We start from the raw sequence: 15825 nt of genomic DNA, 5'->3' as shown, positions 1-15825 counted from the left end.
GTTTAAACTCTTTTACGAACTACTTGAAATTTAAAACGATCACTTTTAAAGTAGTTTTCAGAATACAAAATGGGAACATTTTGTTTTGTAAAATGGACCTGTTCCAACAATAAAACTGGGTCTTTTTTTATTTTTCCCAAATGCTTGCTTAATAACTCATCACTTATTACAGGTATAATATCTGTTACTGCATAGCTTATTTCTAGAGAATACTTCTTATAAAGTAAGTCCAAAAGTGAATCATCTATTCCTTTAAAATCCTTTATATCAAACTGGCTGTGAAATTTCAAACTATCTACACAATACACAACCGGTTCCCCATCAGCGGTTCTAACTCGCTCAATTTGTACAATTTGCTCTTGAGAGTTTAAGTTTAACTTGCTTTTAATTTTTTCACTGGGGTTATTGTTCACTGTAAAATCAATTAACTTTGTTCCTGCTGTATAGTTTAAGGATTCTATGTCATAAGTTACCGAGTTTAGTTTCTCTATACCACTTCTTATAGTGGACTTATTAGAGTTTACAAATGTTCCGATTCCATGCTTCCTTATTAAAATCCCTTCTTCTTCCAACACTCTTAAAGCTTCTCTAAGAGTTGGTCTGCTAACCCCAAAAAGTTTTGAAAGTTCAAATTCAGAAGGTAGTTTGCTATCTACTTTATAAGTCCCCTTTTTTATCATTTCCAAAAGACGATCTTTTACCAATAAATAAAGTGGTCTAGAATCAGGTTTAACAGCTACCATTTTTCCCCTCCCCTCATGATAACTATAATACAAAAATTTAAATGTTAGATGTCTAACGTCTATCATCTTCAAAACTATTATTCGACATTGATCTATTATATCCTTCTTTACTGCAACATTTTTTCCAAATTATTTTTACTAACTAAAACTTCTCTTGCCTTACTTCCTTCAAATCCCCCTACAACGCCCATTTTTTCCAAATCATCTATAATTCTAGCTGCTCTGGTATATCCAATTCTAAAGCGTCGCTGTAACAATGAAATAGAAGCCTGTTGATTTTCAACAACTAGATGTGCTGCCTCAGAAAATAAGTCATCTAGGTCTTCGCTTTTTTGAACTTCATCATTTGAAACTTCAAATTTTTCATCATAATTGGGCTGTTCACTCTTCTTTACAAAGTCGACAATCTTTTCTACCTCATCATCATCGATAAACGAACTTTGAGCTCTTATAGGCTGAGAGGCCCCCACTGGATAAAAAAGCATATCCCCTTTCCCAAGAAGTTTTTCTGCCCCTCCTGTATCTAAGATTGTCCTTGAATCTGCTCCAGAAGAGACTGCAAAAGCAATCCTTGAGGTTATGTTTGCCTTAATAATCCCTGTTATTACATCTACTGATGGGCGTTGTGTTGCTACAACTAAATGGATTCCTGCAGCTCTAGCCTTTTGTGCTAATCTGCATATGCAATCTTCAACTTCGTTAGAAGCTACCATCATAAGGTCTGCCAACTCATCAATTATCACAAAAACATATGGCAATTTTTCTTCAGTTTCATGATGTAAATTAAACTTAGCTATATCCTTAACATTGAGAGCAGCAAATTTAGCATATCTGTCTTCCATTTCTTTGACCATTTTTTTCAATGCATAGGAGGCATTTTTAGGATCGGTCACTACAGGAGACAGAAGATGAGGAATTCCATTATATACATTTAATTCAACAACTTTAGGGTCAATCATTAAAAACTTTACCTCGTCAGGCTTTGCCTTAAATAAAATACTTGCTATAAGAGAGTTTATACAAACGCTTTTCCCCGCACCTGTAGCACCGGCAACCAGCAAATGGGGCATCTGTTTAAAGTCTGCAATAATTGGTTGCCCTGAAATATCTTTTCCCAGCCCAATTGCAAGCTTTGAAGAGCTGTTGGTAAATTGTTCGCTTTCTAATACTTCTCGCAAATAAACAGTGGTTTTTGTTGCATTTGGAACTTCAATACCGATAGCTGATTTGCCTGGTATAGGAGCTTCTATTCGAATGTCAGCTGACGCTAGATTCAACGCTAAATCGTCACTGAGGTTAAGAATTTTACTTACTTTTACACCTACAGAAGGTTGAAGTTCAAAACGAGTTATTGTAGGTCCACGGTGGATATGTGTAATTTTAGCTTTGACACCAAAACTATTTAAAGTTTCGATCAACTTTTTCCCTTGTTGTTGAATGTCTACTTTTTTACCATTTTCTTTTAAACGTATAGTTTTTTGTAACAACTCAAGTTTAGGCAATTCATACGGTACCTTAGGAAGATTATCATGATTTTCTGTAGATAAGCTTGAAAAATCACTTACTGTTTTTTGATCAGGTTGAGGAAAAGAGATTATAACAGACCCATCTTCTTTACTTTTACTTGTCTTATCATTTGAGGGTATATTGTTATCCCTTGATATACTCTCATCTAGATCAACACTCTTATCTTCATAATCTTCTATTGTATAATCGTTATCAAAAGTATGGCTATTTTCTTCCTCGTTTTTTGGCTCTATTTCACAATCTTCTTCGCTTTTATTGGAAAAAGATATTTGTTTAACTTTTTCATTAAGACTTTTAAAAATAATTGACATTTTTTCAACAGTATAAATTAAAGATTTTTTAAAGTAGTAAAAAACTTGATTAACAACATTAGATATAGAAATATCTAGTATTAATACGATACCTATAAACATAAATGATATAACAGTAATAACTGTTCCTATATATCCAAACCCTTGTAAAAAAATGGTGGCCAAAATTGCACCTAGAACTCCCCCACCTTCTCCCTGTACACCTATATCCCACATAGCTTTAAAGCTATAATTTGCAAAGCCCTCTATGGCCATTAAATGAGCCGATAGCAAAAAGCAAAAAAACATAATTAAAGATCCTAACATTCTTCCTGTAATAGTAAAAGAATAATCATCTTTAAACATAAGTCTTATACTATAAATAAATAAGAAGAGTGGTATAAATATCGAAGTTTTACCAGCTACTGTAAGAAGTGTGTTATGAATAAATGAGCCTACTTGGCCAACTTGATTAGGAACTAATAAACTGGCAAGAGCTAATCCAGAAATTGTTGCCAATACTACTGCATAAATTTCTCTTTCAAATAAAGTTTTATTTTTACTTCTTTTCTTCCTTTTTGGCGACATGTAACCCTCTCCTTAAACTAAAATGATGCCAACACAAGAACAGTTATACCAACAAACCAACAATAAAAAGAAAAATAATACAACTTTCCTCTGTTTAGTACAGAAACTAACCATTTAATTGCTATTATACCTGATATAGCTGCAACTATAAACCCTGTTATGTAAGGTATTATTAAGGAACTATCAAAGCCAACCTGTAAGGCTTCGAACAGCTCTAAAAGTGTGGCGCCTAAAATGGCAGGTATAGATAATATAAAAGAAAAGCGAATTGCTGTTTCTCTATTTAATCCTGTTAAAAGAGCACCTGCTATAGTAGAGCCTGATCTAGAAATCCCTGGTAAGATTGCCAAGCTTTGAAAAAGTCCTACAAAAATACTATCTCTAGCTTTCATTTTCTCGATATTTTTATCTTTAATTCTTACAGAGCTAGCTAGGAATAATATACCTCCAGTTAAAAGCAACATAACTCCAACTACTTTAATACTAGAATAAGTTTCTTTAAAAAAGTCCTCAAAAGCTAATCCTATAAAACCCGTTACTATAGTAGCAAGAAACAGTAAAAATATAAAATATCTTTCATTTTTATATTTCATAGTATCAAAGCTTGTGTTACCAAAAATCACTTTTGGGATTGTTAAGGCAGCTTTAATTAAAGAAATAATATCATCCCAAAAAACCCAAAATACTGATACCAAAGTTCCAAAGTGTAAAATCACTTCAAAAGTTATACCTGGCTGTTCTATCCCAAGAAGGTGTTGAGTTAAGACTAAATGGCCTGAACTGCTAACGGGTATAAATTCAGTTAACCCTTGTACTAAACCAACTATAATAGCATGTAATAACGACATAAAATCCCCCCAATTATTTTACATCTAATTCCAAAAAAATTATATCATACAATACATGATAAAGAAAGATAGGTTGTTTTACCTAGTGTGATTATTATAAAAACCTAACAGAATTTGTTAGGTTTTTAATAATTTCTCTAGTTTTTAAAGTTTATTACCGAGCCAGGTTGAAACATAGGGTTTAAATAATCTTGACAATCAGTACTTATAATGCGTACTATTTTATATCCTTCCTCTACTTTCTCAGTTTGTAATATTGTGTTGTTCTCCAAATGAATTTCATGGAATTGGTTTTGCTCTACTGATTGATCTTCAAGGGCCTGTTCGGGAATTGGTGTATAAAGTAATGAGCTCACTGAATCACCTCTTATTGTAAGTTGTCTGTCTGAGACATCAAATCTCTTAATTTGTCCACTCCTGTATCTAACCCACCTACAGTGTCTATAAGACCATTTTTAACAGCATCTTGCCCAACTAACACCGTCCCTATATCCCTAGCTAACTCACCTGTTTGAAACATCAACTCTTTAAACCTACCTTCTGTCATTCTAGAGTTTTCAGCTACAAAACGGATTATTCTTTCTTGCATCTTATCAAGATACTCGTATGTTTGAGGCACACTGACCACCAGACCTGTCAATCTCACAGGGTGTATTGTCATAGTAGCAGTCTCAGCAATAATTGAATAGTCTGTAGATACCGCTATTGGAACACCTATACTATGACCTCCCCCTAAAACTAGGGAAACTGTTGGCTTAGAAATAGTTTTTACCATTTCAGAAATCGCCAACCCTGCTTCTACATCTCCCCCTACAGTATTTAAAATAAGCAACAACCCTTTTATATTAGGGTTTTGTTCAACAGCCACTAGCTGGGGTATTATATGTTCATATTTTGTTGTTTTATTTTGTGGTGGTAAAACTTGATGTCCCTCCACTTGTCCAATTATTGGCATAACATGAATACTTTTATCCATGTCTGGTATATTTATTTGACCAACTTGATTAATATTATTTAGTTTTTGATTCATTTGTGCTGGCTGTTGAGGTGGGCTAGGCTGTTGCGGTTGAGCCGGTGTAGCAGGGTGGGGATTGTTATTTTGAAATTTTGTCAAATCAATCACTCCTTAACTTTTATTAAACCTATGAATATTTTTTGTTAATACCTTAATTTATATTCAAATAAAAAAAATCCCCCCGCAAAGGAGGGATAAATAGCTATTTGGGTATTTCCATAATTATTGGTAGTATCATAGGTCTTCTTCTTGTTTTTTCATACAACTTTCTACCTAGATCATCTTTTATATCACTTTTAATTTGTGACCATTCTTTTTTATTCTGTGATCTACATTTTTCTAAAGTGCCTTCAACTGTTTCTTTAGCCTCACTAATAAGACGTTCTGATTCTCTAACATACACAAATCCCCTAGTAATCAAGTCAGGTCCTGCCATAACTTTATTGGTTCCTCGTTGAAGGGTAACAACAACTATTAATATACCATCTAGCGACAGTTGTCTTCTATCTCTGAGAACTATGTTTCCTACATCCCCTACTCCTAAACCATCGACTAGTATGCTGCCAGAATTTACTTTGCCAGTTATTTTAGCAAACTTTTTATTAAATTCTATGACATCTCCTATCTCTGGGATGATAACATTGTTAGAATCCACTCCCGTCGATTCTGCAATTTTTGCTAGATGTACATTATGTCTATATTCTCCATGAACTGGTATAACATACTTAGGTTTTACAAGATTCATAACCAGTTTTAGTTCCTCCTGGCTAGCATGACCTGAAACATGTATACCTGATACTGATTCATAGATTACCTCTGCACCGCGCTTAAACAAATTATCAATAGTTTTAGATACAAATTTTTCATTTCCAGGAATAGGTGAAGCAGCGATAACAACTGTATCACCTGGAACAATGCTCACCTTTCTGTGTTCAGAGTTTGCCATCCTAGTCAGAGCTGACATGGGCTCTCCTTGGCTACCTGTAGTTATTAAAACTATTTCTTCAGAATTATATCTATCTAAATCATTGATTTCAATTAAAAGATCACTAGGTACATTTAAATATCCAAGTTCCATAGATTTATTTACTACATTTACCATACTTCTTCCGTTAATGCATACCTTTTTGTTGTATTTATAAGCTGCGTCACACACTTGTTGTAGTCTATGAACATTTGATGCAAAAGTTGCTACTATTATACGATCTTTGGCTAACCTAAATATCTCATCTATGGTTGAGCCAACAACTCTTTCTGACATGGTAAATCCTGGACGTTCTGCATTTGTGCTATCTGCCATCAAAGCTAAGACACCTTTTTTGCCCAGCTCTGATATTTTTTGAAAGTCAGTTATTTCACCGTCGACTGGTGTTTGATCGATTTTAAAGTCTCCTGTATGAACTATTATTCCAGCTGGCGTGTGAATTCCCATACCTACAGCATCGGGTATACTGTGATTAACCTTAAAGAAATCCACTTTAAAATATTTGCCTAAATTTAGACTGCTACCTGGTTTGATTATGTTAGTTTTGACTTTACTTAGCAGCCCATGCTCTTTGAGCTTACCTTCTAGTAAGCCTAAAGTTAGTTTTGTTCCAAATACTGGTTTGTTTACTTTTTTTAGAATATAAGGCAAAGCCCCTATATGATCTTCATGTCCGTGAGTTATCAAAATACCTTTAACTTTGTCTTGGTTTTCTTCCAAGTAAGAGAAGTCAGGTATTACAAGGTCTACTCCTAGCATATCATCTTCAGGAAATTTTAGCCCACCATCAATCACAATAATTTCCTCTTTATACTCCACTAAGAACATATTCTTGCCAATTTCACCAACTCCACCCATAGGTATTACCTTTACAGAACTTACATTTTTTCCGTTTCGACGCGGTTTATTGGTGTTGTTTACTCCTTTTTTACTCGAATTTTTACTCGGTCTTTTTTCTACTGTATTATTTTCTTTGGCCAAAAAAAAGCCACCTCCTTAATTATTATAAGTATCCCGAACAAAACCAGTTACTGGTATTATACAACATTTAAGATAATAATACAAATTGACGATGGACTTTTGTTTCGGTGAAAAATCAGATGCAAAAAACGCTAAGATGTCATTCTTAGCGTTTTACTTTATTAGTATTATTATAATTTTTTCATTATTTTTTTCAAATTTTCTATTGTTTTATTTAAAGGTTTGCTTAATGGTGGCCTACAATCTCCAACACTATATCCTAATAACTCAACTGATTTTTTTACAGGAATAGGGTTGCTCTCCATAAAAAGAGCATCATATACAGGTAGCAACTTGAGGTTAATCTCCCGTGCTTTTTTTACATTTCCTAGGTTAAATTCTGTAATCATTTCTTTTATATACTTTGATACTATATGGCCTGCTACTGAAACAACTCCTTTTCCCCCAATAGATAGTATTGGTAATGTTAAGTGATCTTCGCCACTATATATGTCTATAGTATCACCACAAAGATTATTTATCTTCATTATTTGTTCAAGATCACCACTGGCTTCTTTTATTGCAACTATATTATCTTGTTCAGAAAGTTTGTATAGTGTATCAGGTATAATATTTGTGCCGGTTCTTTTAGGCACATTATAAATCATTATTGGCAATGAAATATTTTTAGCAATTTGCTGATAATGATTTAAAAGACCTTGCTGTGTTGGCTTGTTATAATATGGCGTTACAACCATAACTCCGTCAACATTTGTGTTATTTTCAAAAATTTTTGCCGTCTCTACTGCATCCTTAGTGTTGTTGCTCCCCGTTCCCACTAGCACTTTGCCACTACCCTTGATTTCGTCACAAACAGCATCTACCAAATCTATTTTTTCTTGTAAAGATAAAGTAGGTGATTCACCAGTTGTACCAACAAGAACTATTCCGTCATTCCCTTTTTTTAGTAAATCTTTAGCTAACTTTTGAGCATTTTGAAGGTCAACCCTCCCCTTTGCATCAAAAGGTGTAATCATGGCTGTCAAAACTTCCCCAAACATCTTTCCACCACCTTATTTAATTAAAGCTTTATGCATTTCTTTTATAGCTTTTTTTGCATACTGACTCTTTGTTAGTATGGAGATATTTATATGCGAGTCTGCTGTTTGTAAAATAGGAATGTCTGACTTAAAAAGCAAAGATAAAATTTCTGACATAACACCTGGTTTGCCTTTCATCTTAGTACCTATTATAGTAATTTTTGAGCACTTTTCTATTTTTTCATACACAAGGTTATATTCTCTTAATATTTCCGATACAACTTCGCAATCTTTATTAAATATGGTAAAAATTTTTTTGTCTGGACTTAAATTAATCAAATCAAGACTTACATTATTATCAGCTATCTTTTGAAAAATTTCTAACTCTAATTTTTTATTGTCTTTGCCAAAATATATTGAATATTGAACTAGCTCACCAATTTCTGCTATCCCTGTTATCAGACCTTTTTCCTCACCAGCAGTATCATTAATCGAACCTTTATTAGAGTTTCTTATAAAAGTTCCAGTACCAGAAAAATCCATAGGTTTAATCCACAAATCCAAGCCATTTTTCATTGCCATTTCCACAGCTCTTGGATGAATTACCTTAGCACCACCATATGCCATTTGGTATATTTCCTCATAAGTTATTTCTTTTAGTTTAAGGGCTTCAGGAACAATTTTAGGGTCTGCAGTCATGACTCCATCAACATCTGTAAAAATTTCAACAGATTCTGCTTTTAAAGCATTTCCTAAAGCTACAGCGGTTATGTCACTTCCCCCTCTTCCTAATGTAGCAATTCGTTCAGTATTTGTTAAGCCTTGAAAACCTGGAACAATAACAATTGGTACTTTTTTAAATGCTTCTTTGATTCTCGTATTATCAACACTGACAATGTTTGCACTAGTAAAATTATCATCTGTTTTAATTCCCATATTCCAACCTGTTAGAATATCACATTTTACATTTTGTAATTCTATTTCTGCAGCTAAAAGAACAGCTGAAATTATCTCTCCGCATGAAAGTAATAAGTCCACTTTAGATTTGGATGTTTTAGGATAGTTATCTAATAGTCTTAAAAAAGTGTCAGTTGCATATGGCGATCCTGCTCTGCCCATAGCAGAAACAACTATTACTAGCCTTAAGTTTTGTTGACCTTTTATTTGGGAAATCACATGCTGGGCTATATCCTTTCTTTGGATGGCCGTTGCAACAGACGTCCCCCCAAATTTTTGTATCTTATACATCAGTGCTCCATTAAGATCGGTTGGAGTTGTTTTCTATTTAAAGCATTGGTCACAGTTGGGAGGACTTTATTTAGATCTGCCACCAGAGAAAAGGGCTTATCCCCAGGATTGTCTTGACCAAAAGGAACAAAGTAAATATTTTTATGAGTAAATAATTTTGCTAAATTTGTCGCATTTTGGCTTAATCCATCATTTGTGGATACTGCAAGAACTACCGGCTTATTATTTCTTAAATGAGCTTTTATCGCCATCAAAGCACCATTATCGGTTATAGCATTTGCCAGTTTTGCCAAAGTATTTCCTGTACACGGAATTACAACTATTATATCTAAAAATTTATTAGGGCCAATTGGTTCAGCTTCCACTATCCTAGAAATTACTGGCTTCCCAGCAATTTCTTTTATCTCTTCTATCCATTGACTACCTTTTCCAAATCTTGTATCAAATTCTATAGATGGTGAAACTATAGGAAATATCTCAGCTTTCTGTTCTTTTATTAACCTCAACTGCACCATTGCATCTTTTAAAGTACAATGAGAGCCAGTAATTACAACCCCTATTTTTTTGCCTTTTAGCATTAAATCTCCTCCTTTAAAAATTTTGGCAAGACTTTTCCCAGCATCTTACCAGCCGTTTTGGGTGCGATGACACCTGGTAGTCCTGGAGCCAATAAAGCTTTGACACCAATTTTTTTTGAGTAAGCAAAATCCACTCCACCAGGAGATGAAGCAATATCTATAATCACCTCAACTTTTTTTAATAAGTCCAATTCGTTTTTAGTTAAAACCATGGTAGGGGCGGTATTAAAAATTATCTCTGCGTTATTATAGTATGAATTAGCTTGATTTGGGTGAATACTTTCAAAACCCATTTCAAATGCTCGAGCTAAGTTTACAGGATTCCTTGTCACAATAGTTATTTTTGCTCCTAGCCCATATAACTTTCTAGCTAGAGTAATTCCACATCTTCCAAAACCAATAACCAATACTTTAGAGCCATGAATTGTGATTTCAGAGTTCTCAATAGCCATTTGAATAGCTCCTTCTGCAGACGGGATGGAGTTTAATATTGCTAACTCATCGTCATTAGCTACTTGCTTTACAGCGCATCGATATTTTTGAGCTAAATCTAAAAACCACTGCCTTGCCCATCCTATACAGATAGTAGTATTATTCGGAAGCTGCAAAAAAAATGACTCATCAATCACAATTGGAACTTTTGAGTACTTTCCTTTTACTACACCATGTTCATTAGTGCCCGACATTGGAAATAATATTTGGTCTGATGGTTTAATTGCTTTATTAATCGTTTCTAAATTAAACTTATCAAACCCCTTATTTTCAAAACCCCATAGTCTTAAAGTATAACCTTTACTTTTGAGACTCTCTGATAAATATAGTTCCCTATCGTCACCGCCAATAAGATGAATAACACTCATTTAAATCACCTCTGTTATAACATATGATATTTGTATAGTAAAAGACACAAAAAATTATAAAATTATTTAGTGTAACCGGGCTATTGTCTTATCATTATTAAAATCTAGGTATTTCAAAGTGATCTGTTTTTAAACCCCTATACAAAATTCCCTCGTCCAGAGTTTTGCCTAGGGTTTCCTTCTGGTTCTACCTTAAATAAAAAATTAAGTGCTTAGATTAGCCACAAAAACGTATAACCAAGCTACATGCTTGATGAGTATAGAATATAGCTAACTATTTGACTAACTATCTCCTTATGTAAAATAGAGAGCGTAAAGATCCTTACAGTCCCAGAATCAAATCTAGTTTCAAATACAGATTGTCCAGCAGAAGAGCAAATAACGACGTTTCGTGGCCAGTTAACGCATTAACTCTACCATTCTCAAGGCATATACATCACTTGGCACTATAAGTTTTTGCTGTCTGCTTAAGCCTCACACTTAACTGCATGGACAATCTTTCCTCCCATATTTCTGCCACATTTACTCCCTAGGATTCGAGTTTTGGACCTTGTTTTGAGTGTATGTGATTTGTATTCCTTAAACCGGGATTTTTGCTAGGGCTTTCTTCAGATTCGGCCTTGCCTTCTGCTAGTGGTCCCACACTACCAAGCGCACAGCGGACTTTCACCGCCAATTTAAAACATATGTTGGCACACAACAAAGGAGCTACTGGCTTGTATCTTGCCAGTAGCTCCTTTTGTTTTTAATGAGTTTCTACGTCCTGTGCTCCCTTTTCTCGCATTATTGACGCTGCATCTTCGGTATCATCTGATTCAAGTATTACTAATATATGACCTTGCTGTACTTTAGACTCGTAATGCTTACTTCTTTCTTCTGGAATCCCATAATCTACTAATCCTCCTGCTACTCCACCTGTCAGAGCTCCAGTCAATATTCCTGCCATAGGCCCAGCTGCAATAATAGGTCCTAATCCCGGAATTATCAGAGCTCCTGCACCAACAGCTAGCCCCGCTAGTCCACCTAAAGCTCCTCCTGTCAATGTACCATCAGTTAAATTCTGGTCTTCAAAAGAAAGTTCTCTTTCTTTGTTTGCTGAAGTTTCTGTGTTAAAGCCAGTATCACTATATTTTTGTCTATATTCATTACTTTCCACTCTATAATTGTTATCTTCAGCTTCGGGCTGATATTGTTGACCTTCTTGCTCATCTTTAGCAACAACAGAAATTTCACCAGCGAATTGATCTTGTCTTAAAGTTTTAACAGTCTCCTCCGCCTGTTGCCTTGAACTAAACACACCTATAACTTTTTGTGTCATAATAAAATACCTCCTCTTTTTAGATATCGTTATTATCTTATCCGAGGAAGGCAAAAATTATTTTATTCTTGATCAACATTTACAATTATGGTATCTTGCCCAATTTTTTTTATTGATTTCCACGGTATATTTACATTTTTAGTATTACCTGAAAGCGTATTCCAGACGTTAGCTTTATCAGGAATAATCAACTCCTTTATATTGCCTGATTCAATATCTATAACTAAGTCACAATTACCTACAACACCTAGTTTTTTTCCATCGGAATAATTTATTATTTCTTTGCTGTCCAGATCAGAAAAACGCACGATTATTAGCCCCCTTTTTTACCCTTTAACTGCATAAGTCTGTTGATCTTATTATCCATCTCCATACTAAGTTTAATTATGTGTTGATTATCTAGTTTAGTATTAGATTTGTAACTTTTATTTAAAAGTTTTCTTAACTCTTCTATCTCCTTAATAAGATCAACTCTCTCTTTACCAAAATGGGTCATAATTTCACCTGCTTTTTAACTTGTTTAATGTTTATAATTTCTTTAATAATGTTATTAATACCTTTAATTATTTAAAATTTTGTTTTAATTCTCCGAAGTTGCCTTTATGATAATTAGGACAAAGCATCTTCTCCATATCAACAATCTCATAACCTTTATCCCTAATGCCTTTAATCATCATTTCTAAGGCTTGGGGAGTTTGTTCTGTAGGGTGCATTAAAATAATTGCACCATTATGGATATTATCAAGGATTCTATCTGCCATATTTTCAGAACCGGGCCGTTGCCAGTCTATGGTATCTAAACTCCATAAAACATTTACCATATCAGTATCAGAAGCTGTTTTAAAAATTCTCTTTTCTTTTTCTCCGTATGGAGGGCTAAAGTAAACTGGCCTTTTATCTATAACATTTTCTATAGCAGTGTTTGTTTTCTCTATTTCTTCAATAATTTCTCTTTCTGGAATTTTGCTCATATAAGGATCAGAATATCCGTGATTGCCAATAACATGGCCGCCCTTATGTATTTTCCTCACTATGTCTTCGTTTTCATCAGCCCACTTACCAACTAAAAAAAAGTTTGCTTGACAATCGTTATCTTCCAATATATCTAGCATCTCTAATAAATATTCTGTTCCCCAAGAAACATTTATCACAAAAGAAGCCATTTTTTTAGTGGGGTGCCCTTGATAAATTGGAATATCAGAAAAATCATTCACTTTCGTTTCAGGAAAAATTGTGTTTAGCACTGGTTGCACAGATTCTCCTTTAGAAGAGCTAATAATTTTTTCTGCAGTTTTTTCCACATTTAACTCAAAACCGTTTAAATGTGGTATTAAGCTTTGGGTTTCAGGATCTATATATGCTTCTGAGGGCTCTATATAGTAATTATTAGCTACTGAATTAAGATAATTTTCAACTTCTTCCTTTTTTACCCCACCCAAATCAAATTCACCAAAAAATACGTTTTGGCTCACAGTAGTTGCAGAATTATAAATAGATAAACCTGCTAACAATATTATTAAATGAAATTTAAGTAAAAAGATTATTACTAATGTTTTAAACTTTATAGTTTTGATATAATATTTCATTTGTTCACCTCCTATAAATAATATTATTTATAGGAGGTGTAAGGTATTCACTAAAAAAAAAAAGCATCTATTTATAAGATGCTTTTTTATACTATTCATTTTTTTGTTCTTCTTTAAGAATAGCCTTACGCGACAGATTGACTCTTCCTTTATCATCTATATCGGTAACCTTAACCTCTATAGTGTCTCCTAATTTTACAATATCTTCAGTTTTATTAACTCTTTCTAAATCTAGTTGAGAGATATGAATTAGTCCCTCTTTGCCAGGAAGCACCTCAGCAAATGCACCATATTTCTCCACTCTAGTTACTTTAGCTTGATAATTTTTCCCGACCTCAACTTCTGCAGTCAAGTCTTCAATTATTTTTAAAGCCTTATCTCCAGATTCCTGATCTACAGCTGCTATAAATACTTTACCATCAGGCTCAATATCGATTTTAACACCTGTTTGTTCGATAATTTGGTTAATCATTTTACCGCCAGGACCAATTACGTCTCTAATTTTGTCAGGATTAATTTTAAATTGAATAATTTTAGGTGCATACTTAGAAAGTAATTTATTTGGTCTTTCTATCGTTTGCAGCATTTTATCCATTATTTTTAGATAGTTTTTCTTTCCTAACTTAATTGCATTTGATAAAATTTCTTTATTTATTCCAGCGACTTTAATATCCATTTGCAACGCTGTAATACCATCTTGAGTTCCTGCAACTTTAAAATCCATATCTCCCAAGAAATCTTCCATTCCTTGGATATCAGTTAGCACTTGATATTTATCATTACCTATGACAAGACCCATAGCTATACCAGATACCGGTTTTTTTAAGGGAACTCCAGCTTGCATTAAAGATAGCGTACTAGCACAAACACTCCCCATAGAAGAAGAGCCGTTTGATTCTAGAACTTCTGAAACTAACCTAATTGTATAAGGGAATTCCTCTTCGGAAGGAATCATAGGCTCTAAAGCTCGCTCTGCTAAAGCTCCATGACCAATCTCCCGCCTTCCTGGCCCCCTCATAAATCCAGGCTCCCCAACGCTGAAAGGTGGAAAGTTATAGTGGTGTATATAGCGCTTAGATTCCTCTAAATCAATTCCATCTAAAATTTGGACATCACCTAAAGGTCCTAAAGTACAAACACTAAGAACTTGAGTTTGTCCCCTTTTAAACAACCCTGATCCATGAGTCCTTGGCAAAATGTCAACTTCACACGTAACCGGCCTAATTTCATCAGGTGTGCGTCCATCCGGTCGTAGACCATCATTAAGGATACTGTTTCTAACTTCTTCTTTCACTATATTTGAAATCACTTCACTAATATCACTTTGCTTTTCTGCAAAATCATCACCATAAAATTCTTCTAACTGCTTAAAAACATCATCTTTAACATTTTCTATATTCTCTTCTCTCTTTTGCTTGTCAAAAGTCTGAATTGCTTCTTTTAGAGAATTAGAAGCTAACGACCTTACTTTTTGTTCAGCTTCTAAATCCACACTATGTAGCTGAACTTCCATCTTTTCTTTACCTATTTCCATGATAATTTCTTTTTGGAATTTTACAATCTTTTTAATCTCTTCATGAGCTTTCATTAAAGCATCTAAAATTAAATCTTCAGAAACTTCATTAGCTCCTGCCTCCACCATCATGATAGCATCTTCTGTACCAGCTACAGTCAAATTTAGGTCAGTGTTATCACGTTGTTCGGAGGTTGGATTTATTATAATTTCATTATTGACTAATCCAACTGAAACAGCTCCAACAGGTCCATCAAATGGAATATCTGAAATGCAAAGGGCTATTGAAGCCCCATTAATTGCTGTAATTTCAGGAAGGTTATCCTGATCAACAGACATAACAGTGCATACTACATGAACTGCATTTCTAAACCCGTCTGGAAACAGTGGCCTTAAAGGCCTATCCGTTAACCTTGCTGCAAGAACAGCTTTTTCAGAAGGTCTTCCCTCCCTTTTTATAAAGCCACCTGGTATTTTCCCAACTGCATACAATCTTTCTTCATAATCAACTGTTAATGGGAAAAAATTAACTCCTTCTTTGGCTTCTTTTGATGCTGTAGCGTTGACTAATACTGAGGTGTCACCATACTTTAACATTGCAGAACCATTCGCTTGCTGAGAGTATTTTAGCGTTTCAACGACCAAATCTCTTCCAGCAAAATTATAAGTATAAGTTTTGCTCATTATTTTCCTCCTTTCAGATAATATTATCCCTTTATACAGAGA

The 15825-nt window shown here is 34.1% G+C and carries 15 protein-coding genes; all 15 read right to left on the bottom strand.

Features of this window, described 5'->3' with window-relative positions; translation table 11 throughout:
• Positions 1-2: 2 nt before the first annotated feature.
• Positions 3-743, bottom strand: coding sequence for a GntR family transcriptional regulator (locus PRVXT_RS07380; RefSeq protein ID WP_350345017.1), 741 nt, complete (start codon positions 741-743; stop codon positions 3-5).
• Between the two features lie 107 nt (positions 744-850).
• Positions 851-3148 carry an FtsK/SpoIIIE family DNA translocase gene (locus PRVXT_RS07375; protein WP_350345016.1) on the bottom strand — a complete coding sequence of 766 codons (2298 nt, stop codon included), beginning with the start codon at positions 3146-3148 and terminating at the stop codon, positions 851-853.
• Between the two features lie 17 nt (positions 3149-3165).
• Entirely contained in the window at positions 3166-3996 is an 831-nt protein-coding gene (gene uppP / locus PRVXT_RS07370) for an undecaprenyl-diphosphatase UppP (protein ID WP_350345015.1), read from the bottom strand.
• Positions 3997-4133: 137 nt separating this feature from the next.
• Positions 4134-4352 (bottom strand): YlzJ-like family protein, encoded by a 219-nt coding sequence (locus PRVXT_RS07365; protein ID WP_350345014.1) that lies wholly within the window; start codon positions 4350-4352, stop codon positions 4134-4136.
• 11 nt (positions 4353-4363) lie between these two features.
• Positions 4364-5110: a ClpP family protease gene (locus PRVXT_RS07360; RefSeq protein WP_434064313.1), complete on the bottom strand. Its 747-nt coding sequence runs from the start codon at positions 5108-5110 to the stop codon at positions 4364-4366.
• Positions 5111-5213: 103 nt separating this feature from the next.
• Positions 5214-6860 carry a ribonuclease J gene (locus PRVXT_RS07355; protein WP_350345128.1) on the bottom strand — a complete coding sequence of 549 codons (1647 nt, stop codon included), beginning with the start codon at positions 6858-6860 and terminating at the stop codon, positions 5214-5216.
• A gap of 287 nt (positions 6861-7147) precedes the next feature.
• Positions 7148-8017: a 4-hydroxy-tetrahydrodipicolinate synthase gene (gene dapA, locus PRVXT_RS07350; protein WP_350345013.1), complete on the bottom strand. Its 870-nt coding sequence runs from the start codon at positions 8015-8017 to the stop codon at positions 7148-7150.
• 12 nt (positions 8018-8029) lie between these two features.
• Positions 8030-9244 carry an aspartate kinase gene (dapG, locus tag PRVXT_RS07345; RefSeq protein ID WP_350345012.1) on the bottom strand — a complete coding sequence of 405 codons (1215 nt, stop codon included), beginning with the start codon at positions 9242-9244 and terminating at the stop codon, positions 8030-8032.
• Positions 9244-9822 (bottom strand): dipicolinate synthase subunit B, encoded by a 579-nt coding sequence (locus PRVXT_RS07340; protein ID WP_350345011.1) that lies wholly within the window; start codon positions 9820-9822, stop codon positions 9244-9246. Before PRVXT_RS07340 ends, dapG begins: the two co-directional genes overlap by 1 nt.
• Positions 9822-10682: a dipicolinate synthase subunit DpsA gene (gene dpsA / locus PRVXT_RS07335; protein ID WP_350345010.1), complete on the bottom strand. Its 861-nt coding sequence runs from the start codon at positions 10680-10682 to the stop codon at positions 9822-9824. Before dpsA ends, PRVXT_RS07340 begins: the two co-directional genes overlap by 1 nt.
• A gap of 745 nt (positions 10683-11427) precedes the next feature.
• Positions 11428-12000 (bottom strand): hypothetical protein, encoded by a 573-nt coding sequence (locus tag PRVXT_RS07330; RefSeq protein WP_350345009.1) that lies wholly within the window; start codon positions 11998-12000, stop codon positions 11428-11430.
• A gap of 62 nt (positions 12001-12062) precedes the next feature.
• Entirely contained in the window at positions 12063-12308 is a 246-nt protein-coding gene (locus tag PRVXT_RS07325) for a YlmC/YmxH family sporulation protein (RefSeq protein ID WP_350345008.1), read from the bottom strand.
• Between the two features lie 5 nt (positions 12309-12313).
• Positions 12314-12496 carry an aspartyl-phosphate phosphatase Spo0E family protein gene (locus tag PRVXT_RS07320; RefSeq protein ID WP_350345007.1) on the bottom strand — a complete coding sequence of 61 codons (183 nt, stop codon included), beginning with the start codon at positions 12494-12496 and terminating at the stop codon, positions 12314-12316.
• Positions 12497-12563: 67 nt separating this feature from the next.
• Positions 12564-13586 (bottom strand): polysaccharide deacetylase family protein, encoded by a 1023-nt coding sequence (locus tag PRVXT_RS07315; protein ID WP_350345006.1) that lies wholly within the window; start codon positions 13584-13586, stop codon positions 12564-12566.
• Between the two features lie 91 nt (positions 13587-13677).
• On the bottom strand, positions 13678-15783 hold the full coding sequence (locus PRVXT_RS07310; protein ID WP_350345005.1) for a polyribonucleotide nucleotidyltransferase: 2106 nt from the start codon (positions 15781-15783) through the stop codon (positions 13678-13680).
• Between the last annotated feature and the right edge of the window lie 42 nt (positions 15784-15825).

This window comes from Proteinivorax tanatarense (genome assembly GCF_040267685.1).
Taxonomy (GTDB): Bacteria; Bacillota; Proteinivoracia; order Proteinivoracales; family Proteinivoracaceae; genus Proteinivorax; species Proteinivorax tanatarense.
Note: the sequence above shows the minus strand (reverse complement) of the source record. Positions and strands in the feature narration are given on the sequence as shown.

Bases quoted from the DNA above. Each gene is read 5' to 3' on its own strand.
- PRVXT_RS07320 (WP_350345007.1), bottom strand. From the start codon at position 12,496: ATGACCCATTTTGGTAAAGAGAGAGTTGATCTTATTAAGGAGATAGAA.
- PRVXT_RS07330 (WP_350345009.1), bottom strand. From the start codon at position 12,000: ATGACACAAAAAGTTATAGGTGTGTTTAGTTCAAGGCAACAGGCGGAG.
- dapA (WP_350345013.1), bottom strand. From the start codon at position 8,017: ATGTTTGGGGAAGTTTTGACAGCCATGATTACACCTTTTGATGCAAAG.
- PRVXT_RS07310 (WP_350345005.1), bottom strand. From the start codon at position 15,783: ATGAGCAAAACTTATACTTATAATTTTGCTGGAAGAGATTTGGTCGTT.
- PRVXT_RS07375 (WP_350345016.1), bottom strand. From the start codon at position 3,148: ATGTCGCCAAAAAGGAAGAAAAGAAGTAAAAATAAAACTTTATTTGAA.
- PRVXT_RS07380 (WP_350345017.1), bottom strand. From the start codon at position 743: ATGGTAGCTGTTAAACCTGATTCTAGACCACTTTATTTATTGGTAAAA.
- PRVXT_RS07340 (WP_350345011.1), bottom strand. From the start codon at position 9,822: ATGCTAAAAGGCAAAAAAATAGGGGTTGTAATTACTGGCTCTCATTGT.
- dpsA (WP_350345010.1), bottom strand. From the start codon at position 10,682: ATGAGTGTTATTCATCTTATTGGCGGTGACGATAGGGAACTATATTTA.
- dapG (WP_350345012.1), bottom strand. From the start codon at position 9,244: ATGTATAAGATACAAAAATTTGGGGGGACGTCTGTTGCAACGGCCATC.
- uppP (WP_350345015.1), bottom strand. From the start codon at position 3,996: ATGTCGTTATTACATGCTATTATAGTTGGTTTAGTACAAGGGTTAACT.
- PRVXT_RS07315 (WP_350345006.1), bottom strand. From the start codon at position 13,586: ATGAAATATTATATCAAAACTATAAAGTTTAAAACATTAGTAATAATC.